The organism is Pantoea sp. ICBG 985 (genome assembly GCF_002928365.1).
GTDB classification, from domain to species: Bacteria; Pseudomonadota; Gammaproteobacteria; order Enterobacterales; family Enterobacteriaceae; genus Pantoea; species Pantoea dispersa.
This window is the reverse complement of sequence record NZ_POWM01000002.1, coordinates 610957-632639: the sequence shown is the minus strand read 5'-3', so window position 1 is coordinate 632639 and position 21683 is coordinate 610957. Positions and strand designations below refer to the sequence as shown.

Annotated in this window: 22 protein-coding genes; 9 read left to right on the top strand and 13 right to left on the bottom strand. The window is 58.3% G+C overall.

Translation table 11 applies throughout. The features are described 5' to 3' along the window. Positions 1–22: 22 nt before the first annotated feature. From C1Y42_RS08960 to C1Y42_RS08950, 3 genes are all read left to right on the top strand, one after another. On the top strand, positions 23–892 hold the full coding sequence (locus C1Y42_RS08960; RefSeq protein ID WP_031280194.1) for a MurR/RpiR family transcriptional regulator: 870 nt from the start codon (positions 23–25) through the stop codon (positions 890–892). A 107-nt stretch (positions 893–999) separates the two neighbouring features. Beyond that, entirely contained in the window at positions 1000–2442 is a 1443-nt protein-coding gene (gene pyk, locus C1Y42_RS08955; RefSeq protein ID WP_021509977.1) for a pyruvate kinase, read from the top strand. Positions 2443–2534: 92 nt separating this feature from the next. Beyond that, positions 2535–3770 carry an MFS transporter gene (locus C1Y42_RS08950; RefSeq protein WP_058757513.1) on the top strand — a complete coding sequence of 412 codons (1236 nt, stop codon included), beginning with the start codon at positions 2535–2537 and terminating at the stop codon, positions 3768–3770. A 44-nt stretch (positions 3771–3814) separates the two neighbouring features. On the opposite strand, the gene lpxM is transcribed toward C1Y42_RS08950, so the two are convergent. The 3 genes from lpxM to znuA all read right to left on the bottom strand — a co-directional run bounded on the left by lpxM (position 3815) and on the right by znuA (position 7231). Continuing rightward, the gene (lpxM, locus tag C1Y42_RS08945; RefSeq protein WP_104093221.1) at positions 3815–4789 is read right to left on the bottom strand and encodes a lauroyl-Kdo(2)-lipid IV(A) myristoyltransferase; all 975 of its coding nucleotides are present in this window, start codon (positions 4787–4789) and stop codon (positions 3815–3817) included. Positions 4790–4916: 127 nt separating this feature from the next. Then, on the bottom strand, positions 4917–6245 hold the full coding sequence (gene mepM / locus C1Y42_RS08940) for a murein DD-endopeptidase MepM (protein WP_031280193.1): 1329 nt from the start codon (positions 6243–6245) through the stop codon (positions 4917–4919). A 14-nt stretch (positions 6246–6259) separates the two neighbouring features. Next, on the bottom strand, positions 6260–7231 hold the full coding sequence (gene znuA / locus C1Y42_RS08935) for a zinc ABC transporter substrate-binding protein ZnuA (RefSeq protein WP_058757511.1): 972 nt from the start codon (positions 7229–7231) through the stop codon (positions 6260–6262). Between the two features lie 77 nt (positions 7232–7308). Between znuA and znuC the strand changes: the two genes are divergently transcribed. Then, complete coding sequence (gene znuC / locus C1Y42_RS08930) at positions 7309–8064, top strand: zinc ABC transporter ATP-binding protein ZnuC (protein WP_058774752.1); 756 nt, start codon at positions 7309–7311, stop codon at positions 8062–8064. Next, positions 8061–8846: a zinc ABC transporter permease subunit ZnuB gene (znuB, locus tag C1Y42_RS08925; protein WP_104093220.1), complete on the top strand. Its 786-nt coding sequence runs from the start codon at positions 8061–8063 to the stop codon at positions 8844–8846. Before znuC ends, znuB begins: the two co-directional genes overlap by 4 nt. 6 nt (positions 8847–8852) lie before the next feature. Here the strand turns inward: znuB and ruvB are convergent, their stop codons facing one another. From ruvB to aspS, 6 genes are all read right to left on the bottom strand, one after another. Beyond that, entirely contained in the window at positions 8853–9857 is a 1005-nt protein-coding gene (gene ruvB, locus C1Y42_RS08920) for a Holliday junction branch migration DNA helicase RuvB (RefSeq protein ID WP_021509970.1), read from the bottom strand. A gap of 8 nt (positions 9858–9865) precedes the next feature. Further along, on the bottom strand, positions 9866–10480 hold the full coding sequence (gene ruvA / locus C1Y42_RS08915; protein WP_021509969.1) for a Holliday junction branch migration protein RuvA: 615 nt from the start codon (positions 10478–10480) through the stop codon (positions 9866–9868). 154 nt (positions 10481–10634) lie between these two features. Then, positions 10635–11162: a crossover junction endodeoxyribonuclease RuvC gene (gene ruvC / locus C1Y42_RS08910; protein ID WP_021509968.1), complete on the bottom strand. Its 528-nt coding sequence runs from the start codon at positions 11160–11162 to the stop codon at positions 10635–10637. 37 nt (positions 11163–11199) lie between these two features. Beyond that, on the bottom strand, positions 11200–11943 hold the full coding sequence (locus tag C1Y42_RS08905; protein WP_021509967.1) for a YebC/PmpR family DNA-binding transcriptional regulator: 744 nt from the start codon (positions 11941–11943) through the stop codon (positions 11200–11202). A gap of 239 nt (positions 11944–12182) precedes the next feature. Further along, entirely contained in the window at positions 12183–12614 is a 432-nt protein-coding gene (nudB, locus tag C1Y42_RS08900) for a dihydroneopterin triphosphate diphosphatase (RefSeq protein WP_104093219.1), read from the bottom strand. Next, the gene (gene aspS / locus C1Y42_RS08895; RefSeq protein WP_058757509.1) at positions 12614–14395 is read right to left on the bottom strand and encodes an aspartate--tRNA ligase; all 1782 of its coding nucleotides are present in this window, start codon (positions 14393–14395) and stop codon (positions 12614–12616) included. Before aspS ends, nudB begins: the two co-directional genes overlap by 1 nt. Before the next feature lie 230 nt (positions 14396–14625). Here aspS and C1Y42_RS08890 point away from each other — a divergent pair, with 230 nt between their 5' ends. The 3 genes from C1Y42_RS08890 (at position 14626) to cmoB (ending at position 17219) form a co-directional block, all read left to right on the top strand. Continuing rightward, entirely contained in the window at positions 14626–15447 is an 822-nt protein-coding gene (locus C1Y42_RS08890) for a DUF72 domain-containing protein (RefSeq protein ID WP_104093218.1), read from the top strand. Between the two features lie 78 nt (positions 15448–15525). After that, positions 15526–16254 (top strand): carboxy-S-adenosyl-L-methionine synthase CmoA, encoded by a 729-nt coding sequence (gene cmoA / locus C1Y42_RS08885; RefSeq protein ID WP_058757507.1) that lies wholly within the window; start codon positions 15526–15528, stop codon positions 16252–16254. Continuing rightward, positions 16251–17219: a tRNA 5-methoxyuridine(34)/uridine 5-oxyacetic acid(34) synthase CmoB gene (gene cmoB / locus C1Y42_RS08880; RefSeq protein ID WP_021509962.1), complete on the top strand. Its 969-nt coding sequence runs from the start codon at positions 16251–16253 to the stop codon at positions 17217–17219. The genes cmoA and cmoB overlap by 4 nt, the downstream gene beginning before the upstream one ends. A 3-nt stretch (positions 17220–17222) precedes the next feature. On the opposite strand, the gene C1Y42_RS08875 is transcribed toward cmoB, so the two are convergent. From C1Y42_RS08875 to cutC, 3 genes are all read right to left on the bottom strand, one after another. Continuing rightward, positions 17223–17843: a LysE family translocator gene (locus C1Y42_RS08875; RefSeq protein ID WP_104093217.1), complete on the bottom strand. Its 621-nt coding sequence runs from the start codon at positions 17841–17843 to the stop codon at positions 17223–17225. A gap of 45 nt (positions 17844–17888) precedes the next feature. Then, positions 17889–18737 (bottom strand): hypothetical protein, encoded by an 849-nt coding sequence (locus C1Y42_RS08870; protein ID WP_058757505.1) that lies wholly within the window; start codon positions 18735–18737, stop codon positions 17889–17891. Positions 18738–18905: 168 nt separating this feature from the next. Then, positions 18906–19658, bottom strand: a complete 753-nt coding sequence (gene cutC / locus C1Y42_RS08865; protein ID WP_104093216.1) for a copper homeostasis protein CutC — start codon at positions 19656–19658, stop codon at positions 18906–18908. An 85-nt stretch (positions 19659–19743) separates the two neighbouring features. Between cutC and C1Y42_RS08860 the strand changes: the two genes are divergently transcribed. Beyond that, the gene (locus tag C1Y42_RS08860; protein WP_104093215.1) at positions 19744–20883 is read left to right on the top strand and encodes a MalY/PatB family protein; all 1140 of its coding nucleotides are present in this window, start codon (positions 19744–19746) and stop codon (positions 20881–20883) included. On the opposite strand, the gene C1Y42_RS08855 is transcribed toward C1Y42_RS08860, so the two are convergent. Continuing rightward, on the bottom strand, positions 20880–21440 hold the full coding sequence (locus C1Y42_RS08855) for a VOC family protein (RefSeq protein ID WP_104093214.1): 561 nt from the start codon (positions 21438–21440) through the stop codon (positions 20880–20882). The genes C1Y42_RS08860 and C1Y42_RS08855 overlap by 4 nt on opposite strands. Positions 21441–21683: the final 243 nt, after the last annotated feature.

Sequence of the window (21683 nt, the reverse complement as noted above, 5' to 3'; positions counted from 1 at the left end):
TGATGGTCATCGGGTTAACAACATGCTGGATCAAATACAGGCGCAGCTGGCCGCGCTGAGCAAATCAGAACGCAAAGTGGCAGAACAGATTCTGGCCGCGCCGCAGCAGGCGATGCACTCGAGCATTGCCACGCTGGCACAGGCGGCGCAGGTCAGCGAACCGACGGTGAACCGCTTCTGTCACCGCATGGGCACGCGCGGCTTTCCCGATTTCAAGCTGCAGCTGGCACAGAGTCTGGCCAAAGGACCGAGCTGGGTCAGTCGCGATGTCGAAGAAAATGACAGCGTAGAACGCTACAGCCACAAGATTTTTGATTCCGCGCTGGCGGGACTCAGCCGCGTGCGTCAGCAACTGGATATGCAAGTGGTGGCTCAGGCGGTGCAGGCATTGTCACAGGCGCATAAAGTGGCCTTCTTTGGTCTTGGCGCCTCGGCGGTGGTGGCGCATGATGCCACCAATAAATTTCTGCGTTTTAATCTGCCGGTCATCTGGTCCGAGGATATTGTGATCCAGCGCATGAGTTGCATAAATAGTGGACCAAATGACGTGTTTGTTCTGATATCGCATACTGGCCGCACCAAAAATATGATAGAACTGGCTCGCCTGGCGCGTGTAAACGCTTCCACCGTGCTGGCTATCACCTCGCCCGGATCGCCGCTGGCAGATGAAGCCACGCTGGCGCTGACGCTGGATGTACCGGAAGATACCGACATCTATCTGCCGATGGTTTCCCGCCTGGCGCAGCTCACCGTGGTTGACGTGCTGGCAACCGGTTTTACCCTGGAGCGCGGTACCGCTTTCCGCGAGAATCTCAAACGGGTAAAAGAGGCACTAAAAGCATCGCGCCTCGAAAAGCCGGCACCGGAATCACGTGCACAGCAAAATAATTAACATCACATTCACAATGTGAGTCGAATCACAGCCCCTCGATCATATAGAATGAGTGACCATTGCGTGTCACTTGTGATCGACACGATACTTTGTCAACGGAGTCCTTCATGTCCAGACGTCTCAGAAGAACCAAGATCGTTACAACCCTCGGCCCCGCCACCGATCGCGACAACAACCTCGAAAAAATCATCGCGGCAGGCGCTAACGTTGTGCGACTCAATTTCTCCCACGGCACCCCGGAAGATCATCAACTGCGCGCCGATAAAGTGCGGCAGATCGCGGCCAAACTCGGTCGCCACGTCGCCATTCTTGGCGATCTGCAAGGCCCTAAAATTCGCGTATCAACCTTCAAAGAAGGCAAAGTTTTCCTCAATGTCGGTGACCGCTTCCTGCTGGATGCCAATCTGAGCAAAGGCGAAGGCGACAAAGAGAAAGTCGGTATCGACTATAAAGGCCTGCCGGAAGATGTGGTGCCGGGCGATATCCTGCTGCTGGACGACGGTCGTGTGCAGCTGAAGGTGCTGGAAGTTCAGGGGGTGAAAGTCTTCACCGAAGTGACCGTCGGCGGCCCGCTCTCCAACAATAAAGGCATCAACAAGCTCGGCGGCGGCCTGTCGGCTGAAGCGCTAACCGAAAAAGATAAGCTGGATATCATTACCGCGGCGAAAATTGGCGTCGACTATCTGGCGGTCTCGTTCCCGCGTAACGGCGAAGACATGAACTACGCGCGCCGTCTGGCACGCGATGCCGGCTGCGACGCTAAACTGGTGGCGAAAGTGGAGCGTGCTGAAGCGGTGGCAACGCAGGAAGCGATGGACGACATCATCCTCGCCTCCGACGTGGTGATGGTGGCCCGTGGCGATCTCGGCGTGGAAATTGGCGATCCGGAGCTGGTGGGCATTCAGAAAGCATTGATTCGTCGTGCGCGTCAGCTGAACCGCACCATCATTACTGCTACCCAGATGATGGAGTCGATGATCACCAATCCGATGCCGACCCGCGCGGAAGTGATGGATGTGGCAAACGCCGTGCTGGACGGCACCGATGCGGTGATGCTGTCGGCGGAAACGGCGGCCGGTCAGTATCCGGCGGAAACCGTGTCGGCGATGGCGAAAGTGTGTCTCGGCGCGGAAAAAATTCCAAGCGTGAACGTATCCAAACACCGCCTGGACGTGCAGTTCGACAACATCGAAGAAGCGATTGCCATGTCGGCGATGTACGCCGCTAACCATTTGCAGGGCGTGTCGGCCATCATTACCATGACCGAATCTGGCCGTACCGCACTGATGACGTCGCGCATCACTTCCGGTCTGCCGATCTTCGCAATGTCACGTCATGAACGTACCCTGAACCTGACCGCGCTGTACCGTGGCGTGACGCCGGTGTTCTTTGACAGCAACAACGATGGTGTCGCCGCCGCGCACGATGCGGTTAATCTGCTGCGCGACAAAGGGTTCCTCGTCTCCGGCGACCTGGTGATTGTCACCCAGGGCGACGTGATGGCGACCACCGGCACCACCAACACCAGCCGTGTCCTGCGCGTAGACTGAGTTTTACGCACCTCCTGACAGCGGCTGTAACAACATGGACAAACGCGACTGCCTGGCAGTCGCGTTTTATTTTTCACTGACAAGGAGGCCAGATGGCCCGCTATCAACCCATCAGTCAACTCACCGGACGCGTGCTGCTGTTTCCGCTCGCGCTGGTGCTGTTTGAGTTCGCGACTTACATCGCCCATGACATGATTCAGCCCGGCATGCTGCTGGTCACCGCCGAGTTTAACGTCGGCCCGGAATGGGTATCCACCTCACTCACTGCCTATCTGATGGGCGGCGTGGTGCTGCAGTGGCTGCTCGGTCCGCTATCGGATAAATATGGCCGGCGTCCGGTGTTGCTGTTCGGCATTCTGTTCTTTGCCGCCGCCTGTGTTCTCACCACCTGGGTGAGCAACATCGAGCAGTTCGTTACGCTGCGTTTTATCCAGGGCATCAGCCTGTGCTTCATTGGTGCAGTAAGCTATGCCGCAGTGCAGGAGGCGTTTGACGAGGCGTTAGCTGTGCGCATGATGGCGCTGATGGCTAATGTGGCGCTGCTGGCACCGCTGGCGGGTCCGCTGGCCGGTGCCGCCTGGCTAACGGTGGGCGAATGGCGCAGCATGTTCTGGCTGTTTGCGGTTTGCAGCCTGCTGGCGTTTGTGGTGCTGTGGCGCATCATGCCGGAAACCGCCGGCGATCGCAGCCACTCCATTGCATTACCGAACCTGGCGCGCGGCTACGGACGGCTGGCGCGCGATAAGCAGGTGATGTACGGCTCCTTCGCTATCGGCCTGGTGTTCATCCCGATTCTTACCTGGGTGGCGCTGTCGCCGGTGATTCTGATGCATGAAGAGGGCTTATCCCGCCTGCAGTATGCATTGCTGCAATTACCGGTGTTTCTGGCGATGATCGCCGGTAACCTGACGCTGGGTAAACTGGCGGGACGCGTGGCCATCGAGCAACCGGTAAAATTTGCCGCCTGGCCGATTCTGCTAGGCCTGAGCATTGCGCTGGTGGCGAACCTGCTCAACAGCCACAGTTACCTGCTGCTCACCGCCGGCCTTAGCCTGTATGCGTTTGGTGCCGGGATGGTCAACGCCGGGCTGTACCGGCTGACGCTCTATTCCAGCAGCGAAGGTAAAGGCAGCATCGCCGCCATGTTGGGGATGATCAGCATTCTGACGCTGGCGGCAGGGATTGAAGTGGCAAAAAGCGGTTATTTCAGCGGCGGTACGCCGTGGTTCAGCGCGATCAACTTCGTCGCCGGCGTGTTGTGGTTTGGCCTGGTGACGCTATTCCTGCGCGAGCGCAAGCGGCGCAGTCGCCTGACAAGCGTCGAATGAATGATGACGAACCGTGCCGGGCGGCACGGTTCAGCGCGCGTTAGCTATTTACGCGGGTACAAATCCTTTCGCGCGTAAGGCTCAATATCCCCTTCTTTACGCGTCTTCAGCAGTTTGAGAATCCATGTGTACTGCTCCGGATGCGGGCGCACGAAGATTTCCACCTCTTCGTTCATGCGCCGCGCCAGCGTGGTGTCATCGGCATCCAGCAAATCGTCCATCGGCGGGCGCACATAAATCTCCAGCTTGTGCGTCTCGCTGTTATACACCGGGAACAGCGGCACTACGCGCGCGCGGCACACTTTCATCAGACGCCCGACCGCCGGCAATGTCGCTTTATAGGTAGCAAAGAAATCGACAAACTCGCTGTGCTCAGCACCGTGGTCCTGGTCCGGCAGATAGTAGCCGTAATAGCCCTGACGCACCGAGGCGATAAACGGTTTGATGCCGTCGTTGCGCGCGTGCATGCGGCCGCCGAAACGGCGACGGACGGTGTTCCAGATATAATCCATCAGCGGATCGCTTTGATTGTGGAACATCGCCGCCATCATCTGGCCTTCCGAGGCCAGTAGCATCGCCGGAATATCCACGCCCCAGCCGTGCGGCACGAGGAAAATCACGTTCTCATGATTCTCCTGCAGCGCCGTAATGATCTCGCGGCCGTGCCACTCAACGCGCTGGCGCACGCGTTCAGGATTACGCATCCCCAGCTCGGCCATCATCACCATCGCCTGCGGCGCGGTGGCAAACATACGATCAGCAATCTCTTCGCGCTGCGCTTCGCTGAGCTCCGGCAGGCAATAATAGAGATTGATCAGCGCACGGCGGCGCGCACTTTTCGCCAGCTTGCCGGCAAACTTACCCAGCCCGCCCAGCACCGGATCGCGCACCCTGGCCGGCAGCATCGCCATACCGGCCAGCGCACCAATCGCCAGCCAGCTGCCCCAGTATTTCGGCTTTAAAAAAGAACGTTGAAAAACGGGAATAAACTCACTGTTATTTTTTTTTCGGGTTTCCATGCACTCGCCTCTGACAATGACGGCTCAATAATAGTGACGGCAGGTAATTTTGCAATCTTCACAGGCCAGATAGCAAAAAACCGACGAAGAATCCGTCGGTTTTTGCGCGTTTGCCCGGAAATTAACGTTATTTCAGCGTCAGCTGTGGCAGATAACTCTTCACCTGCGCCAGATAAGTGCTGCGATCTTTACCGGTCAGCCCTTCCATGCGCGGCAATTTCGCCGTCAGCGGGTTGACCGCCTGGTTGTTGATCCACACTTCATAATGCAGATGCGGTCCGGTAGAGCGACCGGTGTTACCGGAAAGCGCGATGCGATCGCCGCGTTTCACTTTCTGTCCCGGTTTCACCAGCGCTTTGCTCAGATGCATGTAGCGGGTCATGTACTGGCGACCGTGACGGATCGCGACGTAGTTACCGGCGGCTCCGCCGTTTTTCGCGATCACCACTTCGCCATCGCCGACGGCCAGTACAGGCGTACCAATCGGCAGCGCAAAATCGACGCCTTTGTGCGGCGCGATGCGCCCGGTCACCGGATTGAGGCGGCGCGGATTGAAGTTTGACGAGACACGGTACTGCTTGACCGTCGGGAAGCGCATGAAGCCCCGCGCAAGACCGGAGCCGTTGCGGTCGTAGAACTTGCCGTCTTCCGCGCGGAACGCGTAGTAATCTTTACCGCCGGTGCGCAGGCGCACGCCGAGCAGCTGGCTCTGCGCACTCTTGCCGTCCAGCATCTCGCGCGACATCAGTACGCTAAAGTCATCGCCGGCGCGCAGTTTGCGGAAATCCATCTGCCACTGCATGGCTTTAATCACGCTGCTGGTTTCGGCGCTGGTCAGGCCGGCGCGCTGGGCGCTGGCGGCGAAACTGCCGCGCACTTCGCCTTTCAGAACGCTGTTCTGCCATTCACCCTTCTGCATCTCCTGCTGCATCTTAAAGCTGCCGTTCGGCTGACGCGCATAGGTGCGGGTTTCACGCCGATCAATCTCCCAGGTGAAGTCCTGCAGCGCGCCATCAGCATCCAGCGTCCAGCTCAGTTGCTGCCCCACGCGCAGATTACGCAAACTCTTGTCGCTGCTGACCAGCGCGTTGATGTCACCGAGATCGATACCGTACTGATTAAGCGCGCTGCTCAGCGTATCGCCTGAGGATACGGTGTAATCATGCTGATCGGGATTGACCGGCACGTCTTTGTCGATGTCATCCGACGGGATCTCGTCTTCCGGTTCCGCCGTGGTTTGATCGATCGGTTCACTGGCTTCCGGCAGCAGCGTGCGCAACTCGTTTTTGTCCAGCGTGATGTCTTTCACGATGGGCGCAACATCGCGGGGATGATAGACGTAAGGCCGCCAGACAGCGACGGCCAGTGTAACAACGGTGAGTGACCCCAGCATAACGCGGTGGGGGCGCGGCAAATTATTAAATGCGAGGGCGACAGAGCGGGCTATCTGCTGCACTTTTACCTATTCCTCTATGCTCCATTCAGGCAGCTCGCATACTGGCTTGACAGCTGTGAGAGGAATTTCACGTAGCTGTCTTTGGTTAAGCTGATTCCCATGCCTAACGGGTCGAGGGTGCCTTTACGCACGCTGGTTCCGCGAGACACGGCATCGATGACCGCCGGCCTGAATTGTGGTTCAGCAAAAACGCAGACTGCTTTCTGCTCAACCAACTGTGTTCGTATTTGATGTAAACGCTGGGCGCCCGGCTGGATCTCAGGATTGACGGTAAAATGACCTAATGGTGATAAACCGTAATGTTTCTCAAAGTAGCTGTAAGCGTCGTGAAAAACGAAATAACCCTTGTTCCGTACCGGCGCGAGTTGTGCGCCAATCCGTTTGTCTGTGTCCGCCAATTGTGCCTCAAACTGCTGCAGGTTGGCGTCAAGTTTGGCTTTGCTTTGCGGCATAAGTTCCAATAATTTTCCGTGGATTGCAACAGCAGATTGTTTCGCAATCTCCGGCGACATCCACAGGTGCATATTAAACTCGCCGTGGTGATGATGAGTATGAGACGGGTCCTGGTTCTCAGAATTGTCTGAGTCATGGTCGTGATCGTGACCGTGCTCATGTTCGTCCTCATCTTCACCACCGCTAATCAATAGCGGTTTTACGCCAGGCAAGGCGGCAATTTCGAGGTTCTTACTGGCCGGTAACTCCCCGGCGGACTTCGTCAGAAAGGCTTCCATCTCCGGACCGGTCCATACTACTAAGTCAGCGTTTTTAATACGTTTTACATCTGATGGCCGTAAGGCATAATCGTGCTCTGAGGCACCGTCCGGCAGCAATACTTCAACCGGCGTAATGCCATCGGCAATGGCGGCTGCGATAAATCCGAGAGGCTTGATTGAAGCCACCACCGCAGACTGCGCGGAAAACGTGGTGGCGAGGCTTAACGTCGCCGCAGAAAGGGTAAAAGCCAGGCGCTTTTTATTGTGTAACATAATGCGTCATTCCATCGTGACCAGGTGATGGAATGTGATATTATAACATTCGAAATTCAATGCAACCCGTAAATATCATGTCGTCACTTGTTACACTCGAAAACATTTCGGTGAAGTTTGGCCAGCGCGCGGTGCTGGCAGGCATCAGCCTGTCGCTGCAGCCGGGCAAAATTCTCACCCTGCTGGGTCCCAACGGAGCCGGCAAGTCCACGCTGGTGCGCACGGTACTCGGCCTGCTCACGCCAGACAGCGGCAGCGTCCGCCGCGCGCCGGGGCTGCGTATTGGCTATGTGCCGCAAAAGCTGCACATCGATCCGACGCTGCCGATCAGCGTTGAGCGCTTTATGCGTCTGACGCGCGGCAGTCGCCGTGATGATATTTTGCCGGCGCTGAAGCGGGTGCAGGCCGGCCATCTGCTGCAGTCACCGCTGCAAAAACTGTCTGGTGGCGAAACGCAGCGCGTGCTACTGGCGCGCGCCCTGCTCAACCAGCCGCAGCTGCTGGTACTGGACGAACCGACGCAGGGCGTGGATGTGAACGGCCAGGTGGCGCTCTACGACCTGATCGATCAACTGCGACGCGAGCTCAACTGCGGCGTGCTGATGGTGTCGCACGACCTGCATCTGGTGATGGCAAAGACCGACGAAGTGCTGTGCCTCAACCATCACATCTGCTGTTCCGGCACGCCGGAAGCCGTCTCGCAGCATCCGGAATTTATCGCCATGTTTGGTCCGCGCGGCGCACAGCAGCTGGCGATTTATCGCCATCACCATAATCACCGTCACGATTTACAGGGACGCATTGTTCTGCGCAAAGGAAACGGCCCGTCATGATTGAACTGTTATTACCCGGCTGGCTGGGCGGCGTATTGCTGGCCCTGGCGGCCGGTCCGCTCGGCTCTTTTGTCGTCTGGCGCCGCATGTCCTATTTTGGCGATACCCTCGCCCACGCGTCATTGCTCGGCGTGGCGTTTGGTCTGTTGCTGAATGTGAACCCCTATTATGCGGTGATTCTGGTCACCATCTGTCTGGCGCTCGGGCTGGTGTGGCTGGAGCGACGCCCGCATCTGGCGATCGACACGCTGTTAGGGATTATGGCGCACAGCGCGCTGTCGCTGGGTCTGGTGGTGGTCAGTTTGATGCAGGGCGTGCGCGTTGATTTGATGGCCTATCTGTTTGGCGATTTGCTGGCGATCACCCCGGATGATTTGTCGCTGATGGCGGGCGGCGTGGCAATCGTGCTGGTGGTGATGGCGTGGCAATGGCGTTCGCTACTGTCGATGACCATCAGTCCGGAGCTGGCGCAGGTGGACGGCGTAAACATACAGCGTACCCGCCTGATGCTGATGCTGGTAACCGCGCTGACCATTGGTGTGGCGATGAAATTTGTTGGCGCGCTGATCATTACTTCACTGCTGATCATCCCGGCCGCCACGGCGCGACGCTTCTCGCGTTCGCCAGAACAGATGGCCGGCTTTGCGGTGCTCATCGGCATCATTGCCGTCACCGGTGGCCTGACCTTCTCTGCCAGCTACGACACTCCGGCCGGTCCGTCGGTGGTGCTGTGTGCTGCGGTACTGTTCATTATCAGCATGGCAAAAAAACCGGCGGCGTGACGCCGGTTACTCTTCGCGGCTGATGCCGAAATGCTTATAGGCGTGCTGCGTGGCCATCCGGCCGCGGGGAGTGCGCTGAATAAAGCCCTGCTGGATTAGGAACGGTTCGATAACGTCCTCGATGGTTTCACGCTCCTCACCAATCGCCGCCGCCAGATTATCCAGCCCCACCGGACCGCCCATGAACTTGTCAATGATCGCCAGCAGCAGCTTGCGGTCCATATAGTCGAAGCCCTGATTGTCCACATTGAGCATATCCAGCGCGCTTGCGGCCACTTCGCCACTCATGTTGCCACTGGCGCGCACTTCGGCGAAGTCACGTACACGGCGCAGCAGGCGGTTGGCGATACGTGGCGTACCGCGCGCACGGCGCGCCACTTCCAGCGCGCCCTCTTCGCTCAGCGTTAGCCCCAGGCAGGCGGCACTGCGTCCGACGATGTGCTGCAGATCCGGCACATTGTAGAACTCCAGGCGCTGCACAATCCCAAAGCGATCGCGCAGCGGTGAGGTGAGCGAGCCTGCGCGGGTGGTGGCACCAATCAGGGTAAACGGCGGCAAATCCAGTTTGATCGAGCGCGCTGCAGGTCCGTCACCGATCATGATATCCAGCTGATAATCTTCCATCGCCGGATACAGCACCTCTTCCACTACCGGCGACAGGCGATGAATTTCATCGATAAACAAGACGTCGTGCGGTTCAAGATTGGTGAGCATCGCCGCCAGGTCACCGGCCTTTTCCAGCACAGGACCGGACGTGGTGCGCAGATTGACGCCCATCTCATTAGCTACGATGTTGGCCAGCGTGGTTTTACCCAGCCCGGGCGGACCAAAGATCAGCAGGTGGTCCAGCGCATCGCCGCGCAGTTTGGCGGCCTGGATGAAAATCTCCATCTGCTCGCGCACCTGCGGCTGCCCGACATATTCCGTCAGCAGTTTGGGGCGAATAGCGCGGTCGAGGCTTTCTTCCTCAGTGAAAGAACTGCCCGAGACCAGGCGGTCGGCTTCAATCATGCATTACCTCAAATAGCAGCGCGCAGGGCTTCGCGAATCAGGGTTTCACAATCCGCATCTGGTTTGCCAACCTTGCTGACCATACGGCTGGCTTCCTGCGGTTTATAACCCAGCGCTACCAGCGCCGCAACTGCTTCAGCCTCGGCGTCGTTGTTATCCTGCTGTGCCGACGGCGTGGTCAGGGTAAACGCCGAGTCGCCACCAAACAGGTCGCCGTGCATGCCTTTGAAGCGATCTTTCATCTCAACCACCAGACGCTCAGCGGTTTTCTTGCCCACGCCCGGCAGCTTCACCAGCGAGGCGATCTCTTCGCGCTCCACCGCCGTGACAAACTGCTGCGCTGACATGCCGGAAAGAATCGCCAGCGCCAGTTTGGGCCCGACGCCGTTGACTTTGATCAGCTCACGGAACAGCGCCCGCTCCTGCTTACTGTTAAACCCGAACAGCAGCTGCGCATCTTCCCGCACCACAAACTGGGTGAAGATAATTGCTTCCTGGTTGATGTCCGGCAGCTCGTAAAAGCAGGTCATTGGCAGGTGCACTTCGTAACCCACACCGTGCGCCTCAATCAGCACCAGCGGCGGCTGTTTTTCCAGAATAATGCCTCGTAAACGACCAATCACCTGAGCAATTCCTTAGTGTATGTGTAAGCGTCTGAATCATCGGCCTCCTGCCACACCGCGCTCAACCGCGCGCCTGCTGGAGGTAAAATGTCGGCTATGTATATCATAAAAAAGGCTGGATGCATATCCAGCCTATTGAATGGCCACGCTTTTGCTAACCGGATCGCAAACGTCCGCGCGTCAGCACCAGTTTGCTGTCGCTCATGCGCGCCGCATTCTGGCTGACGTGGCAATGGGTGATGGCGATGGCCAGCGCATCGGCGGCATCCGCCTGCGGATTGGCCGGCAGTTTGAGCAGCGTGCGCACCATGTGCTGCACCTGGCTTTTTTCCGCGCTACCGATGCCGGTTACCGTCTGCTTCACCTGACGGGCCGCATACTCGAACACCGGCAGATCAAGATTAACCGCTGCGACAATTGCCGCGCCACGCGCCTGCCCCAGCTTGAGCGCCGAGTCCGCGTTCTTCGCCATAAACACCTGCTCAATGGCGAAGTAATCCGGCGCGAACTGGGTGATGATTTCGCTGACGCCTGCGTAAATCAGTTTGAGGCGGGAAGGCAGATCGGTGACGTTAGTGCGGATACAGCCGCTGCCCAGATAGCTGAGCTGGCGGCCGGTCTGGCGGATGACACCGTAGCCGGTGACGCGCGAGCCGGGGTCAATCCCGAGTATTATCGCCATAGCGCGTCTCCGTATTGCAGGGGTTTGCGTAACGCCATTACAGCGTTTCCGCTACCTCATCAGAAATTTCACCGTTATGGTAAACTTCCTGCACATCATCACAATCTTCCAGCATGTCGATCAGACGCAGCAGTTTAGGAGCCGTCTCGGCATCCAGTTCCGCTTTGGTTGATGGAATCATCGACACTTCAGCACTGTCGGCTTTCAGACCAGTGGCTTCCAGTGCATCGCGCACGCTGCCCAGCTCTTCCCACGCGGTAAAGACGTCAATCGCGCCATCGTCATAGCTCACGACATCTTCTGCACCGGCTTCCAGCGCCGCTTCCATCACGGCATCTTCGTCCTGGCCTGGCGCGAAGGAGATCACGCCTTTCTTGCTGAACAGGTAAGATACCGAACCGTCGGTGCCGAGGTTACCGCCGGTTTTGCTGAAGGCGTGACGCACTTCGCCCACGGTACGGTTACGGTTATCACTCAGACACTCCACCATGACTGCAGAGCCGCCCGGACCGTAACCTTCATAGATGATGGTTTCCATGTTGCTGTCATCTTCACCGCCGACGCCGCGCGCGATAGCACGGTTCATGGTGTCACGCGTCATGTTGTTGGACAGGGCTTTGTCCATCGCTGCGCGCAGACGAGGGTTGGAGCCGGCATCGCCACCGCCCAGCTTGGCCGCTGTCACCAGCTCGCGAATGATTTTGGTGAAGATTTTACCGCGCTTGGCGTCCTGAGCCGCTTTGCGGTGCTTTGTATTCGCCCATTTACTATGTCCTGCCATTTCTCATCTCTCTTGTATATTGCACGGGCTATCTTACTTGCGATCTCGTCTTCCGGCAGTGCTCGCAATCCTCACGTACATCAGTACGCTGCGGTTGCTGCGCGCTGGCGGCAGCCGACCTCGCTGCGCCGATTACGCCCGGCTGTTCAGCTTATGCAGCGCATGGTTAAGCCACTGCGCTGAGTTAAGGTTGTCAATGTAACTGAGCCGCTACCGGAAAAACGCGCGGTGGCGGGCATTCAGATAAATTCGTCGATTGCCTGACGATTACTCCATGAGCGGGTTAGTGCGGCGGCGGCGGCCGGTGTCAGCCACTGGGCGGCGAGGTGCTCGCTCAGCACTGGCTGGCGTTCGGCGGGCAGCGCCAGCCGGAACCAGTGTTCCCGGTTATGCGTGATGCCCGGCGCATAACGATGGCGATAGTGCGGAAAGATCTCAAACTCAATCTGTTTGTGGCAATCTTCCAGCACCAGCCCCTCTGCGGCGATATCAATCGCCAGCTCTTCAGCCACTTCGCGCTGCGCCGTTTGCACCGGCGTTTCGCCCGGCTCCAGGCTGCCGGTAACCGACTGCCAGAAGCTGGGGTCATCGCGCCGCTGTAGCATTAACACCCGGCCGGTATCTTGCGCAAAAATCACCACCAGCACCGATACCGGGTGTTTATAGCCCATTATTTCGTCTCTGGAGTGACTTTCTTCGGCGCGATCTGGATACCGAGGTCAGCCAGCGCCGCCGGGTTGGCTTCGCTTGGCGCTTCAGTCATCAGACAGGCCGCCGCGGTGGTTTTCGGGAACGCAATCACATCGCGGATATTGTCGGTGCCGGTCAGCAGCATGGTCAGACGATCAAGACCGAATGCCAGACCTGCGTGCGGCGGGGTACCGAACTTCAGCGCATCCAGCAGGAAGCCAAACTTCTCACGCTGCTCTTCTTCACTGATGCCCAGAATGCTAAACACCGTCTGCTGCATATTGCCGCTGTGGATACGCACCGAACCGCCGCCCACTTCATAACCGTTGATCACCATATCGTAGGCGTTAGCCACCGCCTGCGTCGGATCGGCCGCCAGCTGTTCCGCCGTCAGCGCTTTTGGCGAGGTGAACGGATGGTGCATCGCCGCCAGGCCGCCCTCGTCGTCCTCTTCGAACATTGGGAAGTCGACAACCCACAGCGGGGCCCAGGCTTTATCATTGGTGATTTGCAGGTCACGACCCACTTTCAGGCGCAGTGCACCTAGCGCATCCGCCACCACTTTGGCACGGTCGGCGCCGAAGAAGATCAGGTCGCCGTCCTGCGCGTCGGTACGCTGCAGAATAGCTTCAACGATCTCTGGCGTCAGGAATTTGGCCACCGGGCTCTGCACGCCGTCGAAACCGCTTGCGCGCGCATTGATCTTCATCCACGCCAGACCTTTGGCACCGTAAATGCCGACAAAGCTGCCGTATTCGTCGATTTGCTTACGCGTCAGCGCGGCACCGCCCGGCACGCGCAGCGCCGCAACGCGCCCTTTCGGGTCGTTTGCCGGGCCGGCGAACACCTGGAATTCAACGCTTTTCAGCAGGTCAGCAACGTCTACCAGCTCCATCGGGTTACGCAGGTCTGGCTTATCGGAGCCGTAACGGTTCATCGCTTCGGCGAAGGTCATTTGCGGGAAGTCACCGAGGTCGACGCCTTTGATGTCCAGCCACAGTTCACGGATCATCTGCTCCATCACGCTGCGCACCTGCTCAGCGCTCATGAACGAGGTTTCCACGTCGATCTGGGTGAACTCCGGCTGACGGTCTGCACGCAGGTCTTCGTCACGGAAGCATTTGACGATCTGATAGTAGCGGTCAAAACCAGACATCATCAGCAGCTGTTTGAACAGCTGCGGTGACTGCGGCAGCGCGTAGAATTTACCTTTGTGCACCCGGCTCGGCACCAGGTAGTCACGCGCGCCTTCCGGCGTGGCTTTGGTCAGCATCGGGGTTTCGATGTCGAGGAAGCCTTCACCGTCCATAAAGCGGCGCACGAAGCTGGTAATTCTGGCACGGGTTTTCAGACGCTGCGCCATTTCCGGACGACGCAGGTCGAGGTAGCGATAGGTCAGACGCGCTTCTTCGCTGTTGGTCTGGTTAGAGTCCAGCGGCAGCGGTTCTGCGCGGTTGATGATGTTCAGCTCATGTGCGAACACTTCGATGTCACCGGTGGCCATGTCGCTGTTGCGGTTTTTCTCTTCACGCGCACGCACAGTACCGGTGATCTGGATACAGAATTCATTACGCAGTTCAGACGCCAGCTGGAAAGCCTGCTGATGATCGGCATCGAAAAACACCTGCGCGATGCCTTCGCGGTCACGCATATCGATAAAAATCAGGCTGCCGAGATCGCGACGGCGATTGACCCAGCCGCAGAGAGTAACTTGCTGACCCACATGAGACAGATTGAGCTGTCCGCAATATTCTGTACGCATAACGTATCCTTTTAACTTCGCCGCTGCTGCCAGACAGCATCAGGCCGCGTAACCTTCTGAGATGCTGCCGCAAAAAAGGCGGCTATTATAATGGAAAATGGCAGGCAGGATAAGCAGATCCCGCGCAAAGCGGACAAATCGTCAGCGTTTGCCGCGCGATCGGTTCCTGACCGTGGCAAAACCAGGTAACGTACGGCGCATTTTCCGCGCCACAGCAGGCAGGAGCAGTTTTGACACTTCGTATTGGATTACCGCAATGGCAGCACGCCAACTGGAAAGTATTGGGTATCGAAACCCTGGCGGATTACGCCCGGCTGTTCGGCTGCGTCGAAGGCAACACCACGCTTTACGCGCTGCCCAAACCCGAAGTGGTGCAGCGCTGGTATGACATGACTGACGACGCCTTTCGCTTCTGCTTTAAATTTCCTGACACCATCAGTCACAAAGCGGCGCTGAAGAACTGCGATGAGCTGGTGAATGAATTTCTGCGCCTGCTGGATCCGCTCAGCCAGCGCATCGGCCAGTACTGGCTGCAGCTGCCCGCCGCCTTTTCACCGGCGCAGCTGACAGATTTATGGGCGTTTCTCGATCGCCTGCCGCGCAGCTTTCACTATGGCGTGGAAGTGCGCCATGCGGCCTTTTTTGCTAAAGGCGAGGCCGAGCGCGCGCTGAATCGCGGCCTGCATCAGCGCGGGGTTAATCGGGTGATTCTCGACAGCCGTCCGGTGCACGCCTCTGCCTCGCTTAGCCCGGCCGCCGTGCATGCGCGCGCGCAAAAGCCGCGCGTGCCGACGCACGCGGTGCGCACTGCCGGTCAGCCGATGGTGCGCTTTATCGGCAGCGACAGCGTGGAGGAGAGCCTGCCACTGTTTGATGTCTGGCAGCAAAAACTGGCGGACTGGCAGCACGACAGCGACCCGCTGCTGTTCATCCACACGCCGGATATGGGCGCGGTGTTTCCGCTGCTGCAAGCGCTCTGGCCGCAGCTGCAACAGCTGGAGCCGATGCTGCGCCCGCTGCCCGCCTGGCCACAGCAATCCAGCCTGTTCTAAACGCAGGGAAACGGGTGCAGCCTGCGGCAGTTTCTGCCAGAATAGCGCCCTTTCCGTTTTCTCTCCGGATAATTCATTATGTCTGACCGCGATACGCTATTCTCCGCGCCCATCGATAAACTGGGCGACTGGACCTTTGACGAGCGCGTGGCTGAAGTCTTTCCCGATATGATTCAGCGCTCGGTGCCGGGTTACTCCAACATCATTTCGATGATTGGCATGCTGGCAGAACGCTTTGTGCAGCCCAACAGCCAGGTTTACGATCTCGGCTGCTCGCTGGGCGCGGCCACGCTGGCGGTGCGCCGCAATATTCAGGCACCGGGTTGCCAGATTATTGCCGTCGATAATTCGCCGGCGATGGTGGAACGCTGCCGCCGGCACATCGACGCCTTCCGCGCCGCTACGCCGGTGCAGGTGCTGGAAGCGGATATCCGCGATATCCACATCGAAAACGCCTCACTGGTGGTGCTCAACTTTACCCTGCAGTTCCTTGAGCCGGACGCGCGCCTGACGCTGCTGCAGAAAATCGCCGCCGGCCTCAATCCGGGCGGTGCGCTGGTGCTGTCGGAAAAGTTCAGCTTTGAAGATGCCGACGTCGGCGAACTGCTGTTCAACATGCACCACGACTTTAAGCGCGCCAACGGCTACAGCGAGCTGGAGATCAGCCAGAAGCGCAGCATGCTGGAGAACGTGATGCTGACGGACAGCGTGGAAACGCATAAAGCCCGCCTGAAAAGCGCCGGCTTTGCCCATGCCGAATTGTGGTTCCAGTGCTTTAACTTTGGCTCACTGGTGGCGTTGAAATGATTGATTTTGGCCGTTTTTATCAGCAAATCGCCACCGGCCCGCTCGCCAGCTGGCTGGAAGTGTTGCCGGCGCAGGTCGCCGCCTGGCAGCGTGAAAACCTGCACGGACATTTTCGCAACTGGGAGAAGTCGGTCGACAATCTGCCGCTGCTGGTGCCGCAGCAGCTCGATCTGCTGCACAGCGTCAGCGCGCAGCATGACGCGTTAACCGATCGCCAGCGCGCCGGCATCGAAAAGCTGCTGCGTAACCTGATGCCGTGGCGCAAAGGGCCGTTTTCGCTCTACGGCTGCGACATCGACACAGAATGGCGCTCCGACTGGAAGTGGGACCGCGTGCTGCCGCATATCTCTTCGCTGGCCGGTCGAACCGTGCTGGATGTAGGCTGCGGCAGCGGTTATCACATGTGGCGCATGATTGGTGCCGGCGCGCAGCTGGTAGTCGGTATCGATCCAATGCAGCTGTTCCTGTGCCAGTTCGAAGCGGTACGTAAGCTGCTGGGTGACGATCGCCGTGCGCATCTGCTGCCGCTGGGCATTGAACAGCTACCGGCGCTGCAGGCGTTCGATACCGTGTTCTCCATGGGCGTGCTCTATCACCGACGTTCGCCGCTCGACCATCTGCTGCAGCTGAAAAATCAGCTGGTCAGCGACGGCGAACTGGTACTGGAAACACTGGTGATTGAAGGCGATGAAAACGCGGTGCTGGTGCCGGGTGAACGCTATGCGCAGATGCGCAACGTTTACTTTATTCCGTCTGCGGCGGCGCTGAAAAACTGGCTGGAGAAGTGCGGTTTTGTTGATGTGCGCATCGCCGATTACGCCATCACCTCGGTGGAAGAGCAGCGTCGCACCGACTGGATGACCAGCGAATCGCTGGCGGAGTTCCTCGATCCGCACGACAGCAGCAAAACGATTGAAGGCTATCCCGCCCCGCTGCGTGCCGTGCTGGTGGCGCGCAAACCGTAACGCTTAACGCCGCGACAGCGCCAGCTTCGCGGCGAAACCAATAAACACGCAGCCGGTCAGGCGATCCATCACTTTTAACACTGCCGGACGGCGCAGATGACCGGCAAAGTACTGGCTGCCGCTAATCAATACCGCGTTCCACACTAAGCCAATCACCATGTGGGTGAGCGCCATCAGCGTGCACCACAGCGCCACCGATCCGCCGGCCGGGATAAACTGCGGCAGAAAGGTGACGTAAAAAACCCCGACTTTGGGATTGAGCAGGTTACCGGTCAGGCCACGCGCGAAGCAGGTCAGATAGCGCTCTTCCCGCTTTTGCCCCTGCTGCCCGCTGGCCACCGTACTGCGCGGGTTGAGTAGTAGTCTGACGCCGAGATACAGCAGGTACACAGCACCGATGCCTTTCAGCAGGTTATAAGCCATTTCCGAAGCCAGCAGCAGCGCGCCTAAGCCCAGCCCGACCGCCACGCCCCACACCAGACAGCCGAGCGTAACGCCCAATGCCGTCGCCGAGGCACGCTGCCAGCCCTGCGCAGCCGCCGAACGCAGCACCAGCGCGGTATCGAAGCCGGGCGTCAACGTAAGCAGGGTAATGGCGAAAAGGAATGAAATAACCAGTGTCATGATGGGCTCCCGGGTTGTGCACAGAACAGCATACGCGACGGCGCATCAATTGTCCGTCGCCGGACGATCCCAGTACTGATATTTGTAGGCCGAACTCAGATGCCGCTCAATGGTGCCTTTGGCAAACACTTCGGTCTCATGCAAATAGCTCAGCGTGCAATTGCCCACCTCGTCCCACAACTGGCACTCATCCACCGATCGCAAAGTGCTGACCGGCGTGGTCGAGGTGCCGTGCAATCGCAGTTCGCGCCACTGATTATCGTAGCTGTAGGTCTCTTTGCTGCGCGCGCTGGTGGATGCCACCACCAGCCCCTGTGGATTCCAGCGCCAGGTATTCTCGCCGTTGGTCAGCGCATCACTGCCGCGCGCGATACTTTTTTCCAGCCGGAAGTGTTTATCGTAGCGGTAAGTGGTATCGGTAAAGCCCTCTTTCCCCATGCTGGTAAATTTGTCCGAGGCGCTGATGATGTTGCCGTGTTGCCCCATCTGCCAGCTGATGGTGCCCTGCCGGTTATCCACCACTTCCTCTTTGCCCGCGCGGGTCACTTTAACCAGATAAGCATAGTCAGCCACCCAACCGCGCTGCACGCGCGCGATATGCTGCTCCATGCTCAGCACCACGTTGCCTTCGCTTTTGTCATAGGTGATATCAGCCACCATCAGATCGCCGCACTGGTCAAACTGCCCGAGCACGCGCTTCTGCGAGTTGACGTCTTTACCAAACTCCCCGGCCACCACCTGGCGCACCGCGCCTTTGGCGTCGCCGCCCAGCATAATCCAGTTGTTGCTGCTGGTGATATTTTTGCTCAGCGGCGGGCAGGTGCTGCTGGCGGCCAGCGCCGCGCCGGCAACGGGGAACAGCAGAATCACAACAGCATAAGGGAGGGATTTCATCAGCGTTATCCGCGCGTTAAGCCATAGAGTAATCAAAGCATCTTTTTCACCAATGCGCTATTCATGGCGAAGCGGCAGACAAAAAGAACCCCAGCAAGGAACTGGGGTTTGGTACTTGCAAACATCACGTCAGGTTTTCGGCGTGCTGCGCGGCAAAATTGGTACGGGTCAGGCGACCCGATCAACGCTCATCTGCATCATGCTCTTCATGGCTTCGACGACATCGCCATCGACACAGGAGCGGCTGAATTCATCGGTTTCCGCTTCAGAACACATCGAGACACCGGCTTTACGGTAGCGCATCGGTGACGCGACGGCACGACTGGCGGAGCTGTGGACTTCCTGCAATCCGCTGTCGAGGAACTTTTGCAGATTGCTGAGGCGCACGCCTGCCCCTGCCATAATGATTGGACCGGTACTGTATTCATTTAGTTCCCGTAATAATGCAATTCCGGTTTCAGCGCTCTGCTGCTGACCGGAAGTCAGAATGCGGGCGATCCCTAAACCAGTCAGCACCTCCAGCGAACGCTTCGGGCTGTGGCACAAATCAAAGGCACGATGGAAGGTCACCGCCATGCCGTCGCACAGCGCCATAATTTGCTGCATGCGTACCGTGTCGACGTGCGCATCTTCGTCCAGCATGCCAATCACCAGGCCAGGAAAACCCAGCTCGCGAATACGCGCCACGTCCGATTTCATCACCTCAAATTCGCGGGCGGTGTAACAAAAATCACCGCCGCGCGGCCGCACGATCGGGTGGACCGGAATGGTCAGTTCACGCTGTGCGGCTTCCAGCATACCCGCCGAAGGTGTCAGTCCGCCTTCACGCGGAGCACTGCACAGCTCCACGCGATCGGCACCGGACGCCTGCGCAGTCATTGCGCAGTCGATGCCATAGCAACAAATTTCCAGTTTCGTCATACCTTGCTCCTTTTCATGACTGCTGGCTCGGGAGGAGTGCATCAGTTAGTCTGCTCATTCAGACAGTTTACGTGGAAAGCGCACTATGGCATTCGTTTTTGATCAAGGGATAGACCGTCGTCACAGCGATAGTTTGAAATGGCACAAATATGGTGATCGCGATGTGCTGCCTTTGTGGGTTGCCGACACCGATTTTCGCTCGCCGCCGTGCATCATTGAGGCCATTAAACAGCGTGCCGACCACGGTGTTTTCGGCTACGGCGCGACGCCGCACGGTTTGATTGATATCACTATTTCCCGCTTAGCCCAGCGCTATGGCTGGCAGATTGAGCCGGAATGGATTGTGTTGCTGCCGGGCGTGGTGAGCGGACTGAATTTATCGGTCCGGGCATTTACCGAGTCGTCGCAGAGCACCGTGGCACCGACGCCAATTTATCCGCCGTTTCGCGCGGCGGCGCGGCTGGCGCAGCGCGCTCAGGTCAATCTGCCATTGCAATTGCAGCAGGATCGCTGGGTGATGCAGCTGGATGACAGCCAGATGCAGGGCAACGAGCGCCTGCTCATGCTGTGCAATCCGCAGAATCCGGGCGGCACCGTCTACCGCCGTGATGAGCTGGAGGCGCAGCTGGCCTTTGCCCAACGCCACGATTTGCTGGTGTGCTCCGATGAAATCCATTGTGACCTGCTGTTAACGCCCGGCGTACAGCACATTCCGTTTGCCTCGCTGAGCGAAGATGCCGCCCAGCGCAGCATCACCCTGATTTCGCCGTCTAAAACCTTCAACATCGCCGGGCTGGGTGCGTCCATGGCCATTATCCCTCATCCCGAACTGCGGAAACGCTTTAAGCAGGTGCGTGAAGGCATCGTACCGGGCGTGGATATCCTGGCGCTGGTGGCGGCGGAAGCCGCATGGCGCGGCGGTGATGCATGGCTGGCGGACCAGCTTGCTTACCTGCGCGCCAATCGTGACTGGCTGGTGCAGCAGGTGAATGCGCTGCCGGAACTCAGCATGGTCGCGCCAGAGGCCAGCTATCTCGGCTGGATTGACGCCAGCCAGCTGGATGTTGCCAGCCCGGCGCTGTATTTCGAAAAACACGGTCTCGGTTTCTCGCCGGGCCGTGATTTTGGCGACGATCGCTTCGTGCGCTTCAACTTTGGCTGCACGCACGCCACCCTGCAGCAGGCGGTATCGCGCCTGCAGCAGGCAGTGGCAGCGCGGCGCTAAGCCTGTTCGCTGGCAACGATCTCCTCCAGCCGCCACGGATGAAACTTGATGGTAGTTTGCCCGTCCGTCACCGCTAAGGTCGGATTGGGCAGACGTTCATTTTCGCCCTGCGGCGTGCTGGTTTTAAACGCGATGCCCGGCTGCATCAGCGCCTCGTCTGCCAGCAACGCCATCGCACGCATGCCCAGCGTTTCCGGCTCGCCGCGCAACACAATTTCCACATGCTCCCAGCCTTCATGGCGATACAGCTTCTCACCGGGCCACGGCAGCTCGATCACATCCACCTGCCAGCCCGCGATCCGCAGCGGCTGATGCAGCTTAAACAGGCAGATCGGCCGTCCGTTGATCATCGCTTCGGAAAACTGCTCGCCGATTTGCAGTAACCCGGCTTTCCAGCGTTCTGCCGTGGCGAACTGGTGACAGCGCACCGCCACGTGGTCCGCCTCATGCTGCGTGAGGTCAAGGCCGAGGCGTGCCGCAAAATGTTGCAAAGCCTGTTCAAATCGGGACAGGTCTTGTTTTAAGTCACTCAGTTCTGAAGGAAAATCCAGATTCATACGTTAAATACCTCAAACTCAGTTCAGATCTTTTAATCAATAAAAAAACAGGGCTGCCGCAGCTTTCGCTTGACAAAATGCTCGGATTCATCCGATTTCACGCCAAAAACCTTCAAAAACCGCATAAATCGCCCCTCTCTTTCGGATTAATCGCGTAATCAGGTCCACACGTTACTTTATAAAAGTGCCTTAACCAACTGTTATTATTAACAATAGTTAATACAATGAGATAACTCTTATTTA